The 20,402-nt window shown below is 58.1% G+C and carries 18 protein-coding genes, 1 pseudogene and 1 riboswitch; of the genes and pseudogenes, 7 read left to right on the plus strand and 12 right to left on the minus strand.

The annotated features are described in order from the left end of the window. The 4 genes and pseudogenes from groEL to V7680_RS01075 all read left to right on the plus strand — a co-directional run. A pseudogene (groEL, locus tag V7680_RS01060) lies at nucleotides 1-186 on the plus strand (chaperonin GroEL); the annotation flags it as partial. A gap of 143 nt (nucleotides 187-329) precedes the next feature. Next, complete coding sequence (locus V7680_RS01065; RefSeq protein ID WP_335651431.1) at nucleotides 330-2,183, plus strand: DUF885 domain-containing protein; 1,854 nt, start codon at nucleotides 330-332, stop codon at nucleotides 2,181-2,183. Between the two features lie 15 nt (nucleotides 2,184-2,198). Beyond that, nucleotides 2,199-3,575 (plus strand): L-serine ammonia-lyase, encoded by a 1,377-nt coding sequence (locus tag V7680_RS01070; protein ID WP_335651432.1) that lies wholly within the window; start codon nucleotides 2,199-2,201, stop codon nucleotides 3,573-3,575. 21 nt (nucleotides 3,576-3,596) lie between these two features. Further along, complete coding sequence (locus V7680_RS01075; RefSeq protein ID WP_335651433.1) at nucleotides 3,597-4,670, plus strand: MBL fold metallo-hydrolase; 1,074 nt, start codon at nucleotides 3,597-3,599, stop codon at nucleotides 4,668-4,670. A 55-nt stretch (nucleotides 4,671-4,725) separates the two neighbouring features. Here V7680_RS01075 and V7680_RS01080 read toward each other — a convergent pair whose 3' ends face one another. Both V7680_RS01080 and V7680_RS01085 read right to left on the minus strand, forming a co-directional pair. Continuing rightward, a complete protein-coding gene (locus V7680_RS01080; RefSeq protein WP_335651434.1) occupies nucleotides 4,726-5,940 on the minus strand; it encodes an MFS transporter in 1,215 nt (404 codons plus the stop codon). A 52-nt stretch (nucleotides 5,941-5,992) separates the two neighbouring features. Beyond that, entirely contained in the window at nucleotides 5,993-6,676 is a 684-nt protein-coding gene (locus tag V7680_RS01085) for a DJ-1/PfpI family protein (RefSeq protein ID WP_335651435.1), read from the minus strand. A 17-nt stretch (nucleotides 6,677-6,693) separates the two neighbouring features. Further along, nucleotides 6,694-6,778, minus strand: a riboswitch (ZMP/ZTP riboswitch). An 86-nt stretch (nucleotides 6,779-6,864) separates the two neighbouring features. On the opposite strand from V7680_RS01085, the gene V7680_RS01090 reads away from it, so the two are divergent. Continuing rightward, nucleotides 6,865-7,587: an energy transducer TonB gene (locus V7680_RS01090; protein WP_335651436.1), complete on the plus strand. Its 723-nt coding sequence runs from the start codon at nucleotides 6,865-6,867 to the stop codon at nucleotides 7,585-7,587. 7 nt (nucleotides 7,588-7,594) lie between these two features. Here V7680_RS01090 and V7680_RS01095 read toward each other — a convergent pair whose 3' ends face one another. Both V7680_RS01095 and V7680_RS01100 read right to left on the minus strand, forming a co-directional pair. After that, on the minus strand, nucleotides 7,595-8,110 hold the full coding sequence (locus V7680_RS01095) for a DUF1993 domain-containing protein (protein WP_335651437.1): 516 nt from the start codon (nucleotides 8,108-8,110) through the stop codon (nucleotides 7,595-7,597). A gap of 38 nt (nucleotides 8,111-8,148) precedes the next feature. Next, on the minus strand, nucleotides 8,149-8,565 hold the full coding sequence (locus V7680_RS01100; RefSeq protein ID WP_335651438.1) for an MAPEG family protein: 417 nt from the start codon (nucleotides 8,563-8,565) through the stop codon (nucleotides 8,149-8,151). Nucleotides 8,566-8,866: 301 nt separating this feature from the next. On the opposite strand from V7680_RS01100, the gene V7680_RS01105 reads away from it, so the two are divergent. Then, nucleotides 8,867-9,718, plus strand: a complete 852-nt coding sequence (locus tag V7680_RS01105) for a GGDEF domain-containing protein (protein WP_335651439.1) — start codon at nucleotides 8,867-8,869, stop codon at nucleotides 9,716-9,718. Nucleotides 9,719-9,756: 38 nt separating this feature from the next. After that, a complete protein-coding gene (gene polA / locus V7680_RS01110; protein ID WP_335651440.1) occupies nucleotides 9,757-12,573 on the plus strand; it encodes a DNA polymerase I in 2,817 nt (938 codons plus the stop codon). Between the two features lie 23 nt (nucleotides 12,574-12,596). Here the strand turns inward: polA and V7680_RS01115 are convergent, their stop codons facing one another. The 8 genes from V7680_RS01115 to V7680_RS01150 are packed head-to-tail and all read right to left on the minus strand — an operon-like array spanning nucleotide 12,597 to nucleotide 20,328. Continuing rightward, nucleotides 12,597-12,746 (minus strand): DUF2474 domain-containing protein, encoded by a 150-nt coding sequence (locus tag V7680_RS01115; protein ID WP_335651441.1) that lies wholly within the window; start codon nucleotides 12,744-12,746, stop codon nucleotides 12,597-12,599. After that, on the minus strand, nucleotides 12,746-13,750 hold the full coding sequence (gene cydB / locus V7680_RS01120) for a cytochrome d ubiquinol oxidase subunit II (protein WP_335651442.1): 1,005 nt from the start codon (nucleotides 13,748-13,750) through the stop codon (nucleotides 12,746-12,748). Before cydB ends, V7680_RS01115 begins: the two co-directional genes overlap by 1 nt. Further along, nucleotides 13,747-15,168 carry a cytochrome ubiquinol oxidase subunit I gene (locus V7680_RS01125; RefSeq protein ID WP_335651443.1) on the minus strand — a complete coding sequence of 474 codons (1,422 nt, stop codon included), beginning with the start codon at nucleotides 15,166-15,168 and terminating at the stop codon, nucleotides 13,747-13,749. The genes cydB and V7680_RS01125 overlap by 4 nt, the downstream gene beginning before the upstream one ends. Further along, on the minus strand, nucleotides 15,165-16,934 hold the full coding sequence (locus V7680_RS01130; protein WP_335651444.1) for a SulP family inorganic anion transporter: 1,770 nt from the start codon (nucleotides 16,932-16,934) through the stop codon (nucleotides 15,165-15,167). The genes V7680_RS01125 and V7680_RS01130 overlap by 4 nt, the downstream gene beginning before the upstream one ends. Nucleotides 16,935-16,942: 8 nt before the next feature. Further along, nucleotides 16,943-18,538 carry a TIGR01244 family sulfur transferase gene (locus V7680_RS01135; protein ID WP_335651445.1) on the minus strand — a complete coding sequence of 532 codons (1,596 nt, stop codon included), beginning with the start codon at nucleotides 18,536-18,538 and terminating at the stop codon, nucleotides 16,943-16,945. A 28-nt stretch (nucleotides 18,539-18,566) separates the two neighbouring features. Further along, nucleotides 18,567-18,974 carry a DUF6691 family protein gene (locus V7680_RS01140; RefSeq protein WP_335651446.1) on the minus strand — a complete coding sequence of 136 codons (408 nt, stop codon included), beginning with the start codon at nucleotides 18,972-18,974 and terminating at the stop codon, nucleotides 18,567-18,569. After that, nucleotides 18,971-19,411 carry a YeeE/YedE family protein gene (locus tag V7680_RS01145; protein WP_335651447.1) on the minus strand — a complete coding sequence of 147 codons (441 nt, stop codon included), beginning with the start codon at nucleotides 19,409-19,411 and terminating at the stop codon, nucleotides 18,971-18,973. The genes V7680_RS01140 and V7680_RS01145 overlap by 4 nt, the downstream gene beginning before the upstream one ends. Continuing rightward, entirely contained in the window at nucleotides 19,411-20,328 is a 918-nt protein-coding gene (locus V7680_RS01150; protein ID WP_335651448.1) for an MBL fold metallo-hydrolase, read from the minus strand. The genes V7680_RS01145 and V7680_RS01150 overlap by 1 nt, the downstream gene beginning before the upstream one ends. Nucleotides 20,329-20,402: the final 74 nt, after the last annotated feature.

Consider the following 20,402-nt stretch of genomic DNA (forward strand, 5'->3'; position numbering starts at 1 on the left):
GTCAAAGCTGGCGTCATCGATCCAACCAAGGTTGTTCGTGCAGCATTGCAGGACGCTTCCTCGGTTGCTGGCCTGCTGATCACCACCGAAGCGGCTGTGGCAGAAACGCCATCAGACGACAAAGCCGGTGGCGGCATGCCCGACATGGGCGGCATGGGCGGCGGCATGGGCGGAATGGGCTTCTAAACCCAACCACCCAGCTTACGCTGAACCAAACAAGAGGGGCTGGAGGGAAACTTCCGGCCCTTTTTTTGTGGTCGCTAGATGCGTTTCCAAATTGACTGACTTGTGCGATGGAAGCGTCATTGAAAATCACAACGACAGGATGAATGACTATGCGGATCCGGTTTCTTCTCATTACCACGGCCTTACTCAGTGGGCTGGCTACTGCCCCGATGGCAACAGCGGCAGCGGCAACAGAGCAAGGGGCAGTCGAAGCGGCGAGCGAGACCGATCGCATCAACCAGTGGTTCGACGAAAAATATGAAGAAGAGCTCGCGTTCAGTCCGATTGAGCAGACATTCATCGGACGCAAAACCAATTATGGACTGATCGACGATTATAGTGATGAAGGCGCGGATCGCGAACTGGCCTGGCGACGCGCCGCTGTTGCTGAGATGAAAAGTCAATTTGACTATGAGAAGCTCTCGCAAGACGCCAAAATTTCTTACGATATCTGGGTCTATAATCTCGAACAGGTCGAAGCTGGTCTGGCGTTCCGGACCAATCGCTATGTGCTGCACCAGCATAACGGCCTGCAATCTTTCTTTCCGACTTTTCTGATCAATACGCACAAGGTCGAATCCGAAGCGGATATGCTCGGCTTTATCCAGCGCTTGTCCGGCGTCGCCACCGCGCTCGATCAACTATTGGCGCGAGCAAAAACCAACGCTGCGGCAGGAACCCGCCCGCCGCGCTTTGCCTATGAAGGGGTGATCGACCAGTCGCGCAAGATCATCAGCGGCGCGCCTTTTGGTGACGGACCGCCCTCGGCGATCTGGACCGCGACCGAAGAGAAATTGCAGGGTCTGGTCGACAAAAAGATTATAGACGAGGCGCGTGCGGAAGTGCTGCGTAGCGAAGCGCGAACCGCGCTGACCGACGCGTTTGCGCCAGCCTATCAGCGGATTATCGCCTGGTACGAAGCAGATATCTCCAACAGCGATGCCGCTCCGAAAGGGGCAGGCACTCTGGCGAACGGGGAAGCTTTTTATGATTATCGCCTCGCCAACCAGACGACGACCAAGCTGACCGCCGACCAGATTCACGATCTCGGCCTGTCCGAAGTGATACGGTTGCGCGCCGATATGGAAGCGGTCAAAGACAAGGTCGGGTTTGATGGCGATCTCAAGCAATTTTTCAAATTCATCCGCGAAGATGACCGCTTCTATTTCTCCGACGATGATGCCGGAGCGGATCAATATATCGCGGCGGCGAAGGAACATATCGAGGCACTAAAACTGAAACTGCCTGATTATTTCGGCATCCTTCCGAAGGCGGATCTGGAGGTGCGCCGCGTCGAATCTTTCCGCGAACGCGATGGCGCAGCCCAGCATTATCGCAGTGGCACGCCCGACGGTTCGCGGCCCGGTATCTATTATGCCCATCTTTCCGATATGCGGGCCATGCCGATTCCGACGCTGGAAGTGATCGCCTATCATGAAGGCCTGCCCGGCCATCACATGCAGATTTCCATCGCCCAGGAACTGACCGGCATTCCGGTCTTCCGCACCCAGGCGGGCTATACCGCCTATAGCGAAGGCTGGGGTCTCTATTCGGAGAAACTCGCCAAGGAAATGGGTGGCTATGCTGATCCCTATTCCGAATTCGGGCGGCTCACCAGCGAGATCTGGCGGGCGATCCGTCTGGTGGTCGATACCGGATTGCACAGCAAGGGCTGGAGCGAGGAGCAGGCCGTGGCCTATTTCCTCGAGAATAGCTCGATCCCGGAAGCAGCGGTGCGTTCCGAAGTGCGCCGCTATCTGGTCAATCCAGGTCAGGCAACCAGCTACAAGATCGGGATGATCAAAATCCTCGAGTTGCGGGCGCGGGCGCAAGAACAGTTGGGCGACCGCTTCGATATAGGCGCCTTTCACGACACCATCCTTGGCGGCGGCGCGCTGCCGCTCGGCATATTGGAACAGCGGGTCGATCAGTGGATCGCCGAAACGCTCGGCTCGTAAAGGTCAGGACGCGCTATGGTCTGCAGCACATTTGAGCTTTTCAAGATCGGCGTCGGGCCGTCGAGTTCGCACACGATGGGGCCAATGCTGGCTGCAGCGCAATTTGTCGAGCGGGTCGACGATAGCGGCAGGCTGAACGAGGTCACCCGGCTCGAGACCTTGCTGTTCGGTTCGCTGGCGCTGACCGGCAAGGGCCACGCGACCGATCGGGCGATATTGCTCGGACTCAGTGGTCAGCGACCCGAGCATATCGAGCCCGATGCAGCGGATCTGCTGATCGGGCAAATCCGGGATTCGAGCCGGATTCGCCTGAACGACGTTCATGAGATTGCTTTTGATGAAGCCGGTGATGTGATCTTCGACCAGAAGAAACGGCTGGACTTCCATAGCAACGCGATGCGCTTCAACGCATTCAACGGTGACGAACTGGTCGCGACCCGTGTCTATTATTCGGTCGGCGGCGGCGCGATTCTCGACGAGGACCAGATCGGCAGCAACAACCCCGAAAGCGGCCTGTGGGATGTGCCTTATAGTTTTTGCTCAGGCGCAGACTTGCTTAAAATTACGGCAGACGAGAATATATCGATCGCCGATATCATGCGCGCCAACGAGCGCACCCGGCAGCCGGACGAGCAGACCAGCATCGCCATCCGTGCGATTGCCGATGCGATGTCCGCCTGTATTGATCGCGGGATATTGCAGGGTGGTATTCTGCCCGGCGGCCTGCAGGTCAAGCGGCGAGCGCCGCTGATCCACGCGCGGTTGATGGAGCGGCAGGAACGCGCCTTGTCCGATCCTCTGACCATATTGGACTGGGTCAATCTCTGGGCACTGGCTGTGAACGAGGAAAATGCCGCCGGTGGCAAGGTGGTGACTGCTCCGACTAATGGCGCCGCCGGAATCGTTCCTTCGGTGCTGCGCTTCTACGAGCGTTTCGCGCCCAAGGCGGATGCGGCGGGCGTCGAGACTTTTCTGCTGACCGCTGCCGCTATCGGTTCTTTGTTCAAGGAAAATGCCTCGATCTCCGGCGCCGAAGTCGGCTGTCAGGGCGAAGTTGGTGTCGCTTGTTCAATGGCTGCTGCAGGCCTCACGGCAGCTTGGGGCGGAACCCCGCTGCAGGTCGAAAATGCTGCCGAAATCGGGATGGAGCATAATCTCGGGCTGACTTGTGATCCGGTTGGTGGTCTGGTGCAGGTGCCGTGCATCGAACGCAATGCGGTGGGCGCGGTGAAGGCGATTGAAGCGGCGCGGCTAGCCATTCTCGGCGATGGCACGCACCGGGTCAGTCTCGACGAAGTGATCGAAACCATGCGCAAGACCGGGCTCGATATGAGCGATCGCTACAAGGAAACATCGCAAGGTGGTTTGGCTGTCAATCTGGTGGAATGCTGACCGAAACGGGAGGAATTATCGATGAAAAAGCTGGGCATAGGTCTATTGGTATCAGTGCTGCTGGTTGTGGGAGCCGGCATTCTATTTCGGGAACAGATCGGTGAACGGCTTTTTGCAACCGCTGTCGAAACAGCGGTTACGCGCGATGTGATCGGGGACTTACCCGACGGAATGCATGTTGTGCTCTGCGGGTCCGGATCGCCGCTGCCCGATCCGACCCGCGCGGGCCCCTGCTCGGCCGTGATCGTAGACGGCAAGATTTTTGTCGTCGATATCGGCGGCGCGGCCGTCCGCAATCTCGGGCAAATGGGCCTGGCTCCCGGCCAGGTGGAAGCCTTGCTGCTGACCCATTTCCACAGCGATCATATCGACGGCATGGGGGAATTGATGTTGCAGCGATGGGCCGGTGGTGGCCGGACGTCGCCCTTGCCGGTCATCGCTCCCGAAGGCGTGGAGGCGATTGTCGACGGACTCAACGCTGCCTATGCCGCCGATGTATCTTATCGGATCGCCCACCACGGTGCGGACATCATGCCGCCGTCAGGGGCGGGCGGTGAGGCGCGACCGTTTGTCATGCCCCAAGGCGTCGCACAGCGGCTGATCTATGATCTTGACGGGCTCAAGATAACGGCCTTTGCGGTCGACCACCGGCCGGTATCGCCGGCGGTCGGCTATCGTTTTGACTATAAGGGGCGTTCGGTGGTTTTCAGCGGCGATTCGGTAAAGAGCGAAACCGTCAGAAAAGTCTGCAACGGCTGCGACCTGCTCGTTCACGAAACGCTCAATGCGGAAATGGTCGGTGTCACCGAACGGGCGCTGAGGAAGGCGGGACGCGACCGGCTTGCCCATATCATGGCTGATATCCCTGATTATCACACCACCCCGGTGCAGGCGGCTGCGCTGGCCAAGGCGGCCAGGGCCAGGATGCTGGTCTTTTCGCATATCGTGCCAGCGTTGCCGCTCGACTATCTGCAAGGCTATTATATGAAAGGCGTGAGCCAGGCTTTTGACGGCCCGGTCGTGCTCGGCAAAGACGGGATGCTATTCAGCCTTCCGGCCAATCAGGACAATATCGAACGGGGCGATCTGCTTTAGCGCTTTGGATGATGCTCCTGCGCAGCGGATCATGGAGGCTAAGATTGAAAATAATCTAAGTCCTGACTTGCCTGAAACGCAGACCCCATAGTGACAGGCCCATGATCGCCAGCGCATAGCTGATTGCCATAATTGAAATGCCCGACCATCCGGAAAATTCATAAGTCGCGGCGCCAAGCCAGCTCGATATGCCGCCGCCGATAAACATGATGACGATATAGATGGTCATCAGCCGGGTCCGGATGTCCGGCGCGCGACTGAACAAGATCGTGCGGCTGCAGATATCGACCGATGCGCCGCCGATGCTGTTGAAAATAACCGCGACCACCAACAGCCAGAGATTATTGCCCGCAAAGGGGAGCAGGCAGACACCGGCGAGCTGCACCATGCAGAAATAGACGCGCGCGCGTTCCGCCCCGATATAGTCCGCGAACCGGCCAGCATAAGGCGAGCCGAGGACGTTGACGATAGCGATGATCGCCAGATATCCGACGGTATCGACGCCATAGCCGTTGCGGGGCAGATGCAGCCCGATCGCCAGCCAGAGCGCCAGAAAAAGTCCGAAGGAAAGCGCCTGAATCAGTCCGCCCAACGCCACCTCTGGAAAAGACCTCATGATCGGCCACAATGATCGGAGCAATTCGCTGTAACGTGGTGGCTCGACGCCCGAGGGCTTCTCGTCCTGCTTGCGCTCCATGATCGAAGGCAGCAGAACTACCAGCAACGCCATACATGCCACCCCGACCCAATAGGCCGAGCGCCAGCCGAAATAATGGCCGAGCAAACCGCCGCCGACCCGGCTGCCCAATATGCCAAGCGTCACGCCAGCGGTCATTATTCCGGTGACATGTCCTATCCGTCCGGGGGCAACACGCTGGGTCACATAAGAGGGTAACAGATAGGGCGCGATGGTGACAAAGCCGAGCAGCGAAGAAGCGGCGGCAAATAGCAGGAAGCTACCGGATAGCGCCATTGCCAGCATCGCGAGAAACTGGCCGACGACAAATATCGTTATCAGCTTGCGGTTGTTGATCCGGTCGCCGAGCGGCAGCAGCAATAATATCCCCAGCGCCAGAGCGATCTGGTTGAGCGCAGGAACCAGTCCGATCGTCGCGCCGCTTACCCCGAATTCTTCTGCAACCGGCGTGACCAGAGGGTGAATATAATAGCCATTGGCCACCACCGCCGCCGACGACAGGGCGAAGAGGAAAAGTTTGAGCTCGCTGATCCGTGCGGGTGCGTTTTTTTCGGTTGGTGCGGGATTGTTCATTTCCGTCCTCGCCTACGCGATAACGCCCTGAGCGGAAATCAAAATTCCGAAATTATCGCCGATCAATAATGTCAGCCAGATCAGAAGCCTGCTTTCTGTAGATCCGATCCTGTAGCATCGCGATCAATTTGGGATCGGCAAGGTCGGGGTGCCCGCTATTGAATGGCGGACGCGGATCATATTCCAGTCCCAGCTGGACGAATTCGGCAAATTGCTGTCCGGCAATTTCGGCGATGACGGTCAGCGCGAAATCAATGCCCGATGTCACCCCGCCTGCAGTGATGACATTGCCATCTTTGACCACCCGTGCCTTTTCAAAAGTTGCGCCGAATTTTTCCAGCAACCTGGTATAGGCCCAATGGCTGGTCGCCCGTTTGCCTTTGAGCAATCCCGCCGCTCCGAGCGCTAGCGAACCGGTGCAAACCGACGTAATATATTGCGCTCCGGCGGCCTGATCGCGGAGAAATTGCAGGGTTTCGTCGTCGCTGATCACGCCTTTTGTACCGAAACCGCCGGGTACGCAGAGCAAGTCGGCCTGCGGGCAGTCAGCGAAATCTCTATTCGGCAAAATGGCAAAGCCGCTGTCGGTTTCTATCGGTTTGAGTTGCTTGGCGGCGGTATGGACAATTGCTCCCGGCATCCGAGCGAGAAATTGTGCGGGGCCGGTGAAATCCAGCTGGGTGATGCCGTCGAACAGCAGGAAGACAATGTGGAAGGGTTTAGGGCTGTCGGTCATGGGGTGGCTCCAGGTTAGAGAAACGCCCAGGCGATCGGCTGCATAAATATGCCCGCTCCCCGATGGTATCCCATCTTGATCTCGCCAGTTACGGACAGATGGTGGTCTAATCCCGTTTATGTGCGAGATCAATCAGGACTTGCCAGTCCGCCAGCGAATATTCATCGACCCGCTGCTAGGATGTAAGCATGGAATATGTAACGGAATATGACCGGAAGGATCGCGCCAAGTCGCTCGTAGCGGTGATCATTGTTCACGCCACCATCGGCTATGCGCTGGTGAGCGGTCTGGGAATGGATATGGCGAAGACCGTGACCGCAGGATTCAAGGTCATCAATGTTACCGCTCCGCCGCTGCCACCGGAACCTGTGCGGGACGAGGAGCCGACCAAAGCCGTGGAACAGGCCGCCTCGCCAGAGAATTTGAAGGCTCAGGCAACCCAGATTGTCGCGCCTGAACCGGTGGTCAAACTCGAGATTATATCGCCGGTGGTTGCGGCGCCGGTTGCTGGCCAGGGAAATGACAATGACGCCGGTGCTTCTGACCGGCCGGGTTCCGGCTTCGGCAGCGGTGGGCAGGGCGACGGTTTCGGGAGTGGCGGGATCGTTTCCGGGCCGCGCCACCTGTCCGGCGCGATTACCCGCAAGGATATCCCGCGCGCGGTGTGGAAAGCCGGGAATCGCGGCAATGTCGTGGCTCATTTTACGGTCGGGATCGATGGTCGCGCAAGCGATTGCACCGTCCGGCAGTCTAGCGGCCATCCGGCACTGGATGCCGCTACCTGTCGCCTGATAGAACAGCGTTTCCGGTTCGAGCCGGCGCGGGACGCGCGTGGCCAATCGGTCGCGCGGCCCTATGGCTGGCTACAGGAATGGTGGCAGGATGGCCGTGGCCCGCAGCAGGCCGACTGATGCCGGCTTACATCCCCATATAATCGCGTTTGCCGATCGCTACGCCCTGCATGCGGAGCAAATTATAGGCCGTGGTAACATGGAAAAACAGGTTGGGCAGGAAGAAGCTGAGGACATAAGTCTGGCCGTCCAGTTCCATGGTCTGTTCCGGACCGACCGGCATCGAAATTTTGAGATCGGCGTTGCCGTCAATAGCGGCATCGTCCGTGGCCGCGATTTTTTCAGCACATTCGGCGATGCGCGCGATCAGGGCGTCAAATGTATCGCCTTCCATCGGCATATTCGGCAGCGCATCCGGCGCAGTGCCGCTCATTCGGGCAGCGCCGCGGACAGCGAATTCGGTGATCATCTGGACCTGCCATTTCAGGTCGCTCATATCGGGGAACAGGCGCGCGCCGAGATAGGCTTCTTCTGCGGTGCCGGCGGCTTCTGCCGTCGCCTTGGCCTTCGTGAGGATGTTGGTCAGGCCGCGAAAGGCCTGGGCGGCCGAGCCTTTGAGAATGAGGGAGAGGTTGGTGGTCATATATTTTTCTTTCCAAGATCGGGGTTGAGGGTGAGAATCTAGAATATGCCGAACAGCAGATAACCACCGAGCGCGATAAAGCAGCCGAAGGTGGTGAGCGCGCCAATGGCTCGGAAGCCAGCGAAAATCTTGCCGGACTCGGCACCGTGCGAACCGGCTACGGTCGACAAGGCGATTGCGTGAAATATGCGGCCAATAATGAAGACAAGAGCGATAATCCGGACGATATTATTTGGTACTACGGTCATTTCCGCCAATGCCAAAACGACGATGAACAGCGCTGCATTTTCCGCCAGATTACCATGACGGCGGATTTTGCGCTCCAGCGCCGGATCGTCACCTGTGCCGAGGTTGACCCGGTTGCGGATGCGGTGGGTGCCGACAAGGATCATCAATATTGCCTGCAATATGATGAGCACGGCCCCTGCGACCGCAGCAATAATCGGTATGGTCATTCGGCATTCTCCTAAGTCGATTATCTGTGGGCGACTTGCGGCAGTTGATCAATGAACGCAAGGCTATTGGCAATAGAGAAATCGCGGGGCGGATATGATGGTGGAAGCTCGTTATACATACTGGCGCGCCCTGCCGCGGCATTTTTTCGCGTTGCAAGCTGTTACATAGCCCCAGGTTCGAAAAGGTTGAATTTTAACCGCAATTTGGCAAATTTCAGCTAGTTTGAGCGGCTTGTTACGGAGGTGCGTTAACCATGTGGATGCACAGGCGCTCAACCTGTTTCCGCTACAGCAAGGGATCATGAACGAATTAGTGCACAGCATCTCGCCGATCCGGCAGACTGCCATCATCTCGGCGATCGCTGTGCTACTGTCTTTCACCCTCACCGGAATTTGTTATTTGCTATTCTACGGGATGGACGACCGGTTCTGGCCCGCGATGACCATGGCGATAGTGGTTCCGTGGGGGATCAGTATTCCGCTCGGTCTGTACATGTCCAAACAGCGGTTCAAGCTCATTGGGCTGACGAACCGGCTCAAGGAAGCGCAAGGAAACTTGCGCAAGGCCAACAAGGCGCTTGAATTGCGGGCGAATTACGACGGGATGACCGGTTTGCTCAATCGCGACAGCTTCCTGAGCCAGCTCAACAAATTGCGCACAGATCAGGACAATAATGTGCTGATGATCGTCGACGTCGACCATTTCAAGGACATCAACGACAGTTTCGGTCATCCCGTTGGGGATCAGGCGCTGAACCTGCTCGGTAAGGTTTTTCACAAAATTCTGCGAAAAAATGATATTGCCGGACGCATTGGCGGTGAAGAATTTGGTATCTTCCTGCCCGACACCAGTGCGCCCGAGGGCCAGATTATCGGCGAGATGGTCCGGCACGAGATCGAAAATATGATTTTCGAGCCCTGTCAAAATATGCGCCATGTCATCACCGTCAGCATTGGCGTGACCGATATGGCCCTGCACCACCAGCGTTCTGCGCTGATGGAAAATGCCGACGCGGCTCTGTTCGCCGCTAAACGGCGCGGGCGAAATCAGGTGGTATTGTTCGAACCCGGCATGCGCGCCAGTCCGTCCCCTCCGGGTCGTGAACAGCCGCGTGATTTGAATCTGGTCGTGCCGGATTCAAAATTCGGTTAAGACAGAATTTGAAATGACGAAGGCCGCAGGCGCTGCTAATGCTCGCGACTATGACCAACTCTCCAGACAGCAAACCCAATCATCTCTATCTCGTTGACGGCTCGGCCTATATATTCCGCGCCTATCATCGTCTCCCGCCGCTGACCAATGTCCATGGCGAGCCGGTCGGGGCGGTCTATGGCTATACCACAATGTTGTGGAAGCTTGCCGACCAACTCAACAAGGCTGATGGTCCGACCCATATGGCGGTGGTGCTGGACAAGTCGGGGACCAGCTTCCGCAATGATCTCTATGATCAATATAAGGCCAATCGTCCGGAGGCGCCGGAGGATCTCAGGCCGCAATTTCCGATGATCCGCGATGCCACGCGTGCGTTCTCGTTGCCATTGATCGAGGAAGAAAATGTCGAGGCCGATGATATGATCGCCTCTTATACCAAGGCGGCGCTGGCAGAGGGCTGGCATGTCACGATCGTTTCGTCCGACAAGGATTTGATGCAGCTGATCGAACCGAGTGATGACAGCCGCGTCGATATGCTCGACACGATGAAAAATGCCCGGATGAACCGAGCGACCGTCGAGGAGAAATTCGGCGTCGGACCCGAGAAACTGGGTGATGTGCTTGGGCTGATGGGTGACAGTTCGGACAATATTCCGGGTGTCCCGGGCATCGGGCCGAAGACCGCGTCGAAGCTGATCAACGAATTTGGCGATATTGAAAGCGTGCTGGCCGCGGCACCGGAAATGAAAAAATCCAAGATGCGCGACAATCTGATCGAATTTGCCGAACAGGCCCGACTGTCGCGGATATTGGTTACATTGCGGGAAGATTGTCCGCTGCCGGACACGTTGGAGAGTTTCCTGATCCAGGATATTCCCCACGATCCATTGCACGAATTCCTGTCGCATCATGGTTTCAACAGCTTGCTCAAAAAGCTCGGCGGTAACGGCCAGACGGAGCCCCAGGACCCCGATGTCGATGACAAGGCCTCTGCGAAGTCTGTGGTGAAGACGCCCGATGCGCCAGCCATCGACCGGACAAAATATGAGTGCGTGCAGACGATCGCAGCGCTTGATAAGTGGATCGAGCGCGCCACCACACAGGGCGTCTGCGCTGTTGATCTCGAGACCGACAGCCTCGAAAGTGTGACCGCGCGCGTCGTCGGAGTCTGCCTTGCCACCGGCCCCAACGAGGCCTGCTATGTCCCGCTTGGCCACGGCAGCGGCGATATGTTTGGCGAGACGCCCGAGCAGATCGGGCTTCAGGACGCGCTGGCCAAGCTGAAGCCGTTGCTCGAGGATGACGCGGTGCTCAAAGTCGGGCAGAATCTGAAATATGACATGGGCGTACTGGCCCAGCATGACATTAAAATCGCGCCGTTTGACGATACATTGGTGATGAGCTTCAATCTCGACGCTGGTCTGCACGGGCATGGCATGGATGAACTTTCCAAGCTGCATCTCGGGCACGAGTGCATCAGCTTCAAATCGATCACGGGGACCGGAAAGAAGGCGATTGGTTTCGCTGAAGTGCCGCTTGAAAAAGCGACCGAATATGGAGCGGAAGACGCCGATGTCACGCTCCGGCTTTGGGAAATCCTTCGTCTGCGGATGGCTCCGCAACGGGCGACGCGGGTCTATCAGATGGTTGACCGTCCGTTGGTTCCGGTGATCGCCAAAATGGAGGGGACTGGCGTCCTTGTCGACCGCGAGGAACTAGCGCGACTGTCAAAGACATTCGCCGAAGAAATGGTGAAGCTGGAACTGGAAATCCACGAGTTTGCCGGCGAACCTTTTTCCATCGGCAGCCCCAAGCAATTGGGTGAAATCCTGTTCGGCAAGCTTGGCCTCAAGGGCGGCAAGAAGGGCAAATCGGGGCAGTATTCAACCGATGTCACAGTGCTCGAACGGCTGGCCGGTGATGGCGAGCCAATTGCCCAGAAGGTTGTCGACTGGCGCCAGCTGGCGAAGCTGAAATCCACCTACACCGATGCGCTGCAGGAGCAGATCAATCCGAAGACCGGGCGCGTCCACACCTCCTACAGCCTGAGCGGCGCGCAAACGGGACGGCTGTCCTCGACCGAACCGAACCTGCAGAATATCCCGATCCGTACCGAGATCGGGCGGCAGATAAGGCAGGCCTTTGTCGCCGCTCCCGGCAACGTCATTCTCGCAGCCGATTATAGCCAGATCGAGCTCCGGCTGGCGGCGCATATCGCCGACGTAGCGAGCCTGAAAGAAGCCTTTGCCAATGGCGAGGACATCCATAACCGCACCGCGCGAGAACTATTCGGTGCCGAAGACCGCGATGCCCGTGCTCGTGCCAAGACAATCAATTTCGCGATTCTCTACGGTATCTCCCGCTGGGGTCTGGCCAAGCGCCTCGAGGTGGACCCGGATGAAGCGCAGGCGATGATCGATACTTATTTCGAGCGCTTTCCAGGCATCAATCAATATATCTCGAACACTCTGCAATCGGTTCGCGAAGCAGGCTATACCGAGACCTTGTTCGGCCGCAAGACCTGGTTCGAGCGGATCAAGTCTCCCAATCAGGCCGAACGCCAGGGCAGCGAACGCGCGGCGATCAATGCGCCAATCCAGGGAACCAGCGCGGATATTATCAAGCGCGCGATGGCAAGAATGCTGCCTGCCTTGGCCGAGGCGGGACTGGGTAAAGTTCAGATGCTGATGCAGGTCCACGATGAACTGGTCTTCGAATTGCCCGAAGGTGATGTGGATGCCGCTAGCACGGTCATTCGATCGGTCATGTCCGGCGCAGCGGAACCGGCGGTGAAATTATCGGTGCCGCTGGACGTCGATATCGGGACCGGTAAGAATTGGGATGAAGCGCACTAAGCGGATTGCGCTGCGGTCCGGCGTCAGGTCTTGATCCAGAAGCGGATGAAATAGCCGACCGTGCCAACGACCGCCACTCCCATCGCCCAATAAGCCAGCATCCAGAGCAGGCGCTTGGGCAAGGGCGCGCCATCTGCGGTTTTGCCTTTCGACGAGAGCGGATCAAAAGCCATTAGTGGTAGCCGTCCGATCCTACCTTGCCGCGGAACACCCAATAAGCCCATGCGGTATAAGCGAGAATGACCGGCACCATGATGCCCGCGCCGATCAGCATGAACATCTGGCTCTCATAGGGTGCTGCCGCTTCCCAGATCGTGATCCGGCCGGGGATGACGTCAGGCCACATCGAGACGGCAAGGCCGATCAGACACAGACCGAACAGGCCGAGCGCATAGAAAAAGGGTGCGGCTTCCTGGCGTTTGGACAGGCTGCGGAAGAACAGCACCGAGATGACCAGAGTCGCGAGCGGAATCTGGGCCGTGGCGATGACGCCGGGATAGGCGAGCCAGCGGCTATAATATTCTTCCTCGAGGAAGGGTGTTGCGATGCTGACAACAGCGATGGCGAGCAGCAGCAAGATACCGAGGCGGCCGGCATAGCTGTAGCACTGGCGCTGTAGCGGACCTTCGGTTTTCCAGATCAGCCAGCAGCAGCCGAGCAAGGCGTAGCCGGCCAGCAAGGCAAAGCCGGTCAGCAGGCTGAAAGGTGTCAGCCATTCCCACCAGCCACCGGCATAAGCGCGGCCTTCGACGGTGATGCCCTGCAGCAATGCGCCGAGCGTAATGCCTTGGGCAAAGGTCGCGATGACCGATCCGGCGGTAAAGGCGAAATCCCAGCGGGCGCGGTGGGCAGGGTCGCGCCAGCGAAATTCAAAGGCCACGCCGCGCAGGACCAGTCCCAGTAACATGGCAATCAGCGGGGCGTAGAGCGCCGGCAAGATGATCGCATAAGCGAGCGGGAAAGCGGCCAGTAAACCACCGCCGCCGAGCACCAGCCAGGTTTCATTGCCATCCCATACCGGCGCGATGCTGTTCATCGCGGTGTCGCGGTCCTGCCCGACCTTGAAATTGGGGAACAAGATGCCGATGCCAAGATCAAAGCCGTCCATGATCACGTATACGACGACAGCAAAGGCGATGATGCCCGCCCAGATGACGGTTAGTTCGGTGCCGCTCATGTCGCTGCTCCTTCTTCATGATCCCCTTCGAGCACTGCCGCTGCAGGCGTGATACCTGCCGAGCGGATCGGGGCGTCGTCTGGCGTCGGTTCGTGGGCTTCGGGCGGTTTCGCGGCGAGCTTGAAGATATAGACTATGCCGGCGCCGAAGACGATGAAATAGACGACAACAAACGCCAGTAACGAAGCTGCAACCGCAGGTGCATCCAGCGGTGCTGCGCTCTCGCTGGTGCGCAGCAAGCCGTAGATGGTGAACGGCTGGCGTCCGACCTCGGTCGTTACCCAGCCGGCCAGTACGGCAATGAAGCCGGATGGCCCCATCACCAGAGCCGCGCGGTGCAACAAGGGCCAGTCATAGAGTTTCTTGCGCGATCGGGCGAACAGGCTCCACAGGCCGATGCCGAGCATCGCAAAGCCGAGGCCGACCATGATCCGGAACGACCAGAAGACGATGCCAACCGGCGGTTCGTCTGCATCGGGGATGGTATCAAGTCCGGCCAGTGGCGCATTGAGATCATGTTTGAGGATTAGCGAGGATGCCTTGGTTATTTCAATGGCATAGTCGACACGCTTTTCCTTGCTGTTGGGAATACCGAACAGGATCAGCGGCGCGCCATCGGGATGGCTGTCATAATGACCTTCCATCGCCATCACCTTTGCCGGCTGATGCTCGAGCGTGTTGAGCCCGTGCAGATCGCCCATGAATATCTGTGCCGGAGCAACCAGCGCTGCCATCCACATCGCCATCGAGAACATTTTGCGCGCGCCGGGGTTGGTCTTGTCTTTCAGCAGATGCCAGGCGCCGACGGCACCGACAGCAAAGGCCGTGGTCAGATAGGCCGCGAGCACCGTGTGCACCAGACGATAGGGGAAGCTGGGGTTCCAGATGATCTCCCACCAGCCGGCTGCGGGCACATATTGCCCGACTTCATTGATCGCAAAACCGACCGGCGTCTGCATCCAGCTGTTCACCGACAGGATCCAGAAGGCAGAGATGAAAGTTCCAATAGCGACGGCCAGTGTCGCAACGAAATGCAGTTTGCGGCCGACCTTGTTGATGCCGAACAACATCACACCAAGGAAACCGGCTTCGAGGAAAAAGGCGGTCAGTACTTCATAGGCCATGAGCGGCCCGATAATCGGTCCCGCCTTGTCGGAAAATACCGACCAGTTGGTCCCGAACTGATAAGACATGACGATACCGGAAACGACGCCCATGGCGAAGACGACTGCAAAGATCTTCAGCCAATAGCGGTACAGGTTCGCGTAAACGCCATTGTCGGTTTTCAGCCAGAGACCTTCCAATACGGCGAGATAGCTGGCGATGCCAATTGTGAAGGCGGGGAACAGGAAGTGGAAGCTGATGGTGAACGCGAACTGCACCCGGGCCAGATTGATGGCGAGATCATTTTCTATCATATCATGCCTCTTGCATTCCAAATATCAACAGGAGTGTCGGCTTTGTCTTCGCTGTCCGCAATTGCAATTAGCGCCGAATAAGCTTCGTTTTGCGAAAGATAGACCTTCCCCGACAACTGTTCGAGAAAATGCGATCGATGCAACCGGTCCATCACCGGACCTTTGACTTCGGACAGATGCAGCGAAATGCCGCCATCCTCGAGCCGGTGGTTGATCGCCTCGATACTTTCCAGCGCCGAGGCATCGATCGCGTTCACCGCCGAGCACATCAGCACGACGTGGCGGACGGTCTTCTGTTCGGCGACTTGCTCGAGAATGAATTCCTCCAGCCAGCGCGCGTTGAGATAGGTCAGGCTTTCGTCGATACGAATGGTCAGTATACGGGGATCGGTGAAAACCTTGTGGCGGTTGACGTTGCGGAAATGCTCGGTTTCGGGAACCCGACCGACAATCGCGGCATGGGGCCGCGAACTGCGCCACAGGAACAGCGCGAGACTGAGGGCTACACCGGCGATCACACCCGGTTCTACCCCGGCGAGCAAGGTAACGCCGATGGTCGCTGCCATGGCGGCAAAATCCATTTTCGAATAGCGCCAGATCGTTCGCGGGGTTTTGAAGTCGACGAGGCTCAGCACGGCGACGATGATGGTCGCGGCCAGGGTGGCGATTGGAAGCGAAGCGAGCAGCGGCGTCAGAAAAAGCGCCGCCAGGGCGATGCCCACTGCGGTGAAGGCTCCGGCAGCGGGAGTCTCTGCTCCAGCGTCAAAATTCACCACCGAACGGGCAAATCCGCCGGTCACCGGATAGCCACCGGAAAAAGCCGCCGAGATATTGGCTGCGCCGAGGCCGATCAGTTCCTGATCCGGGTCGATCCGCTGACGGCGCTTGGCCGCCAAAGTCTGGCCGACAGAAACGGATTCTACAAATCCGATGATGCTGAGCAGCAGCGCCGGTATCGCAAGCGTTTTCCAAAGCTCCAGATCGATCAGCGGAACGGAAAAGGGTGGCAGACTCTGCGGAATGTCGCCGACTACGCTGACTCCCTTTGCCTCGAGTCCGAACACAATGGTCGCAATGGTCGAAACGGCGACTGCGGCAATCGGTCCGGCCTTGGCGATCAGTTCGGCCGGGCGTGCAGGAAGACCGAAGCGCATAAGCAATGGCTTCAGGCCTTTGCGCACCCAGAAGAGAAAGGCAGTTGCGGAGACGCCGATGATCAGCGTCGGAACATTGGTGGTGCCAATTGTTGCGGCGATGCTTGAAACCAGTTCGGGCATGGCCGCTCCACTGGCCTTGATACCGAAGATCGATTTCAGCTGGCTCGTCGCGATGATGATCCCGCTGGCGGTGATGAAGCCCGACACCACCGGATGGGACAGTAGATTGGCGAGAAAGCCGAGCTTGAATATGCCAAGCAGCAGAAGGAACAGTCCGGAGAGCAGTGCCAATACCAATGCAGCAGCGATAAATTCGGCACTACCGGGCGCGGCAATGGCGCTCGCGGCGGTCAGTGTCATTAGCGACACCACCGCAACCGGTCCGACCGCCAATGTCCGGCTGGTGCCGAATACCGCATAGGCAATCAGTGGCAGGATCGAGGCGTAAAGCCCTATCTCCGGCGGCAACCCTGCCAGCATCGCATAAGCCAGACTCTGTGGGATCAGCATGATCGTGACAATGATCGCGGCGACACCGTCGTTGGTCAGCGTGGTGCTGTTATAGCGGCTGCCCCAATCGAGGATCGGCAGATAGCGGGATATTTTCACGGGCTATCTTATTCCGAGCCGATGCGGTGCGGCTTGACCATCCATTCACGGCCCTTGAGCATGCCGTGCCAGTAGACCGGCGGCAGGATCGTGTCCTTGAGCAGCCACGACAGCCGCGATGGCCTTGTGCCGTCGATCAGCCAGTTCGGGAAGCTCGGCAACAGCTTTCCGCCATAGCCGAATTCGGCGAGCACAACCTTGCCGCGTTCAACAGTCAGTGGGCAGCTGCCATAGCCGTCGTAATCGGCGACCGGTGGCTTGCCATCGAGGGCGGCGAGCGCGTTGACGGCAACGATCGGGGCCTGTTTACGAACGGCCGCCATCGTTTTGGCATTGGGCGCGCTACAGGCATCGCCGAGCGCAAATATATTGGCATATTTCATGTGGCGTAGAGTATCAGGATCGACATCAACGAAGCCGCTTTCGGCGGCCAGCGGGCTGGAGCGGACAAAATCGGGAGCGACTTGCGGCGGGACAACATGGATCATGTCGAACTTCACTTCGACTCTTTTGGTCTCTTCGCCATATTTCTGTTCAAAGGTGGCAATTTGCGCCGGACCGTCGATTGCAACCAGTCTGGATTCCAGCTTGAGATGGATGTCATAGCGATCAACATATTCCATCAGGGCGGGCACATATTCCTTGATACCAAACAGCACTGCACCGGTGTTGTGGAACTGTACGTCGATGTTGCCCAGAACGCCCTGTTTTTCCCACTTGCTGCAGGACAGATACATCGCCTTTTGCGGTGCGCCAGCGCATTTGATCGGCATCGGTGGCTGGGTGAACAAGGCGGTCCCACTGGTCAGGTCTTTCACCAGACGATATGTATAGGGCGCGAGATCGAAGCGGTAATTGGACGTGACGCCATTTTTGCCCAGCGTCTCCGGCAGGCCGTCAATGGCTGCCCAGTCAAGCTTGATGCCCGGACAAACGATCAGCACATCGTAGCCGACTTCCTGTCCGTCAGCGGTGAGCACGGAGTTATTTTCGGGATCGAATGAGCTGACCGCAGACTTTATCCATTGCGCCCGCGCAGGGATCAGGTCCTTTTCCTTGCGGTGCGTGAATTCCGCAGAAAAGGCTCCGCCACCGACCATGGTCCAGCCGGGCTGGTAATAATGGTCTTCCGACGGGTCGATAATCGCGAGCGAGATATTCCTGTCGCGCTTGAGCATGCTGGCAGCGGTCGCGATGCCAGCGGAGCCGCCACCGACGATGACGACATTGAAGCGGCTGGATGTTGATGGTGTTTTCGCTGATTTAACCTGTGCCATGTCCGTCAATTTGGTCGACCGGGCACCGGACCGGCAATAGGCGAGGACCGGAGCGGGAAGATCCGCCAGCGCTGCGGCCATTCTTTCGCCGTCCTGATCGGTGATCGCACCGGACACTGCCGGGACATATGCGAACTTAAGGCCGGATTCTTTCGCTGCTTTGGCCACTGCAGCGGAACGGGGATGGGCGCCTGCCTCGTCGTCGGGACGGTTGCAGATGATCGATTTGAAGCCGGCTTTCGCCAGTTCCGTGACACTGCCAAGCTCCAGTTGCGGCGATACGCTAACAGCGTCGGTCAACTTCGTAATTTGTAGCTTGCTCGTCATTGGACATCCTTCATTATCGTGTCTCTACTTAACTTGTCACCCGATGCGCGATCATACCGGCCAGCAATGCGCCGACGAATGCTAACGCGGGCAGGGGATTGATCGCCAGGTCGGCCAGACCAGGGCCCGGGCAGAGGCCACTAATGCCCCAGCCGGCTCCGAAAAGGACCGCACCGATTGTGAGTTTGCGATCAATCAGCGTGGTGCCGGGAAGCGAGAAATGCGCATCGGCAAATGGCTTGTCCAGACGCCGCTGGATGATCCAGGCGAAAGCCATAGGAATCATCGCTCCGCCCATCACAAAGGCGAGGGTCGGGTCCCAATGGCCGAAGAGATCGAGAAAGCCCTGCACCCGGGCAGGATCGGCCATGCCTGAAAAGGCTAAGCCTGCGCCGAACAGGGCTCCGGCGAAAAGAGCGACCAATATCTGTCTCACAAGAAACCTCCTGCGCGCATCAGCGCCACGGTGACAAAGCCGCTGGCCATGAAGATGGCCGTGGCAATCAACGAACGGGGGGACAGTCTCGACATGCCGCAGACGCCGTGACCGCTGGTGCAGCCGGAGCCGAGACGCGTGCCGTAGCCGACCAGCAAACCGCCGATGACCAGCGGAATGACCGATGCCGGAAAGCGGGTTTCGATACCGCCGGTGACCAGGGAAATTATCAGGGCGCCCAGTGGTAGTCCGATGACAAATGCGGTGGCTATGCCGCGCGGCGCTCCGCTATCGGCGATGCCGGTGGCGCGCGCCGCCAGGCCGCTGACTCCGGCGATGCGACCGAGGCCGAGCAACATCACTGCTGCAGCTAGCCCGATCATCAAACCGCCGATCAGGCCTTCCAGCGGCATGGCATGGGGAAAAGCGGTGAGCATCAGACGCCGTTCAACGGAACTTTGAGGTAGCGCACTCCATTATCTTCCTCGGGCGGCAAATGTCCGGCCCGCATATTGACCTGCACGGACGGCAGGATCAGCCGCGGCATATCCAGCGTCTTGTCACGCTCGGTCCGCATTTTGACAAATTCGTCCTCGGTCACGCCGTCATGCGCATGGATATTGTTCTTCCGCTGCTCGGCGACGGTGGTTTCCCAGACATATTCGGTCCGGCCGGCCGGCAGATAATCATGGCACATGAACAGGCGGGTGCTGTCGGGCAGCGATAACAGGCGCCGCATTGACTGGTAGAGTTTGCGCGCGTCGCCGCCGGGGAAATCGGCCCGGGCTGTTCCGTAATCCGGCATGAACATCGTGTCGCCGACGAAGACCGCATCGCCGATGACATAGGCGATATCGGCCGGCGTATGGCCGGGCACGTGCATCACCGTCACATCAAGATCGCCGATCTTGAACGTATCGCCGTCGGCGAACAGGCGATCGAAATCCGATCCGTCGCGCTGGAATTCGGTTCCGGCGTTGAACAATTTGCCGAATACGTCCTGAACCGTCACGATATGCTCGCCAATGGCAATTTTGCCGCCAAGCTTTTCCTGCAGATAGGGCGCAGCCGACAGGTGATCGGCATGGGCGTGGGTTTCGAGCAGCCACTGGACCGTCAGACCCTGTTCCTTGACATAGGCAATCACCTCGTCGGCGGAATCGAAGGAGGTTCGACCGGAAGCCGGATCAAAATCGAACACGCTGTCGATGATGGCGGCGCATTTGGTCTCCTTGTCATGCACCACATAGGTCACCGTATAGGTTGGCTGGTCAAAAAAAGCCTTGATAACGGGGAGATGCTGCTGCGCGCGGGAGATTTGTTCCGTTGCATGAATCAGTGCCGAATCAGTCATAGATAATTCCTCAAATTCATATTTACATAAACTATGTAATACATTATATGTGTTGCGTCAATATGCCAACACTG

Source organism: Parasphingorhabdus sp. (assembly GCF_036963705.1).
In the GTDB taxonomy this organism is placed as follows: domain Bacteria; phylum Pseudomonadota; class Alphaproteobacteria; order Sphingomonadales; family Sphingomonadaceae; genus Parasphingorhabdus.

Bases quoted from the DNA above. Each gene is read 5' to 3' on its own strand.
- polA (WP_335651440.1), top strand. From the start codon at position 9,757: ATGCTCGCGACTATGACCAACTCTCCAGACAGCAAACCCAATCATCTC.
- V7680_RS01115 (WP_335651441.1), bottom strand. From the start codon at position 12,746: ATGGCTTTTGATCCGCTCTCGTCGAAAGGCAAAACCGCAGATGGCGCG.
- V7680_RS01065 (WP_335651431.1), top strand. From the start codon at position 330: ATGACTATGCGGATCCGGTTTCTTCTCATTACCACGGCCTTACTCAGT.
- V7680_RS01085 (WP_335651435.1), bottom strand. From the start codon at position 6,676: ATGACCGACAGCCCTAAACCCTTCCACATTGTCTTCCTGCTGTTCGAC.
- cydB (WP_335651442.1), bottom strand. From the start codon at position 13,750: ATGAGCGGCACCGAACTAACCGTCATCTGGGCGGGCATCATCGCCTTT.
- V7680_RS01070 (WP_335651432.1), top strand. From the start codon at position 2,199: ATGGTCTGCAGCACATTTGAGCTTTTCAAGATCGGCGTCGGGCCGTCG.
- V7680_RS01075 (WP_335651433.1), top strand. From the start codon at position 3,597: ATGAAAAAGCTGGGCATAGGTCTATTGGTATCAGTGCTGCTGGTTGTG.
- V7680_RS01100 (WP_335651438.1), bottom strand. From the start codon at position 8,565: ATGACCATACCGATTATTGCTGCGGTCGCAGGGGCCGTGCTCATCATA.
- V7680_RS01145 (WP_335651447.1), bottom strand. From the start codon at position 19,411: ATGCTCACCGCTTTTCCCCATGCCATGCCGCTGGAAGGCCTGATCGGC.
- V7680_RS01080 (WP_335651434.1), bottom strand. From the start codon at position 5,940: ATGAACAATCCCGCACCAACCGAAAAAAACGCACCCGCACGGATCAGC.
- V7680_RS01150 (WP_335651448.1), bottom strand. From the start codon at position 20,328: ATGACTGATTCGGCACTGATTCATGCAACGGAACAAATCTCCCGCGCG.
- V7680_RS01105 (WP_335651439.1), top strand. From the start codon at position 8,867: ATGAACGAATTAGTGCACAGCATCTCGCCGATCCGGCAGACTGCCATC.
- V7680_RS01125 (WP_335651443.1), bottom strand. From the start codon at position 15,168: ATGATAGAAAATGATCTCGCCATCAATCTGGCCCGGGTGCAGTTCGCG.
- V7680_RS01135 (WP_335651445.1), bottom strand. From the start codon at position 18,538: ATGACGAGCAAGCTACAAATTACGAAGTTGACCGACGCTGTTAGCGTA.
- V7680_RS01095 (WP_335651437.1), bottom strand. From the start codon at position 8,110: ATGACCACCAACCTCTCCCTCATTCTCAAAGGCTCGGCCGCCCAGGCC.
- V7680_RS01090 (WP_335651436.1), top strand. From the start codon at position 6,865: ATGGAATATGTAACGGAATATGACCGGAAGGATCGCGCCAAGTCGCTC.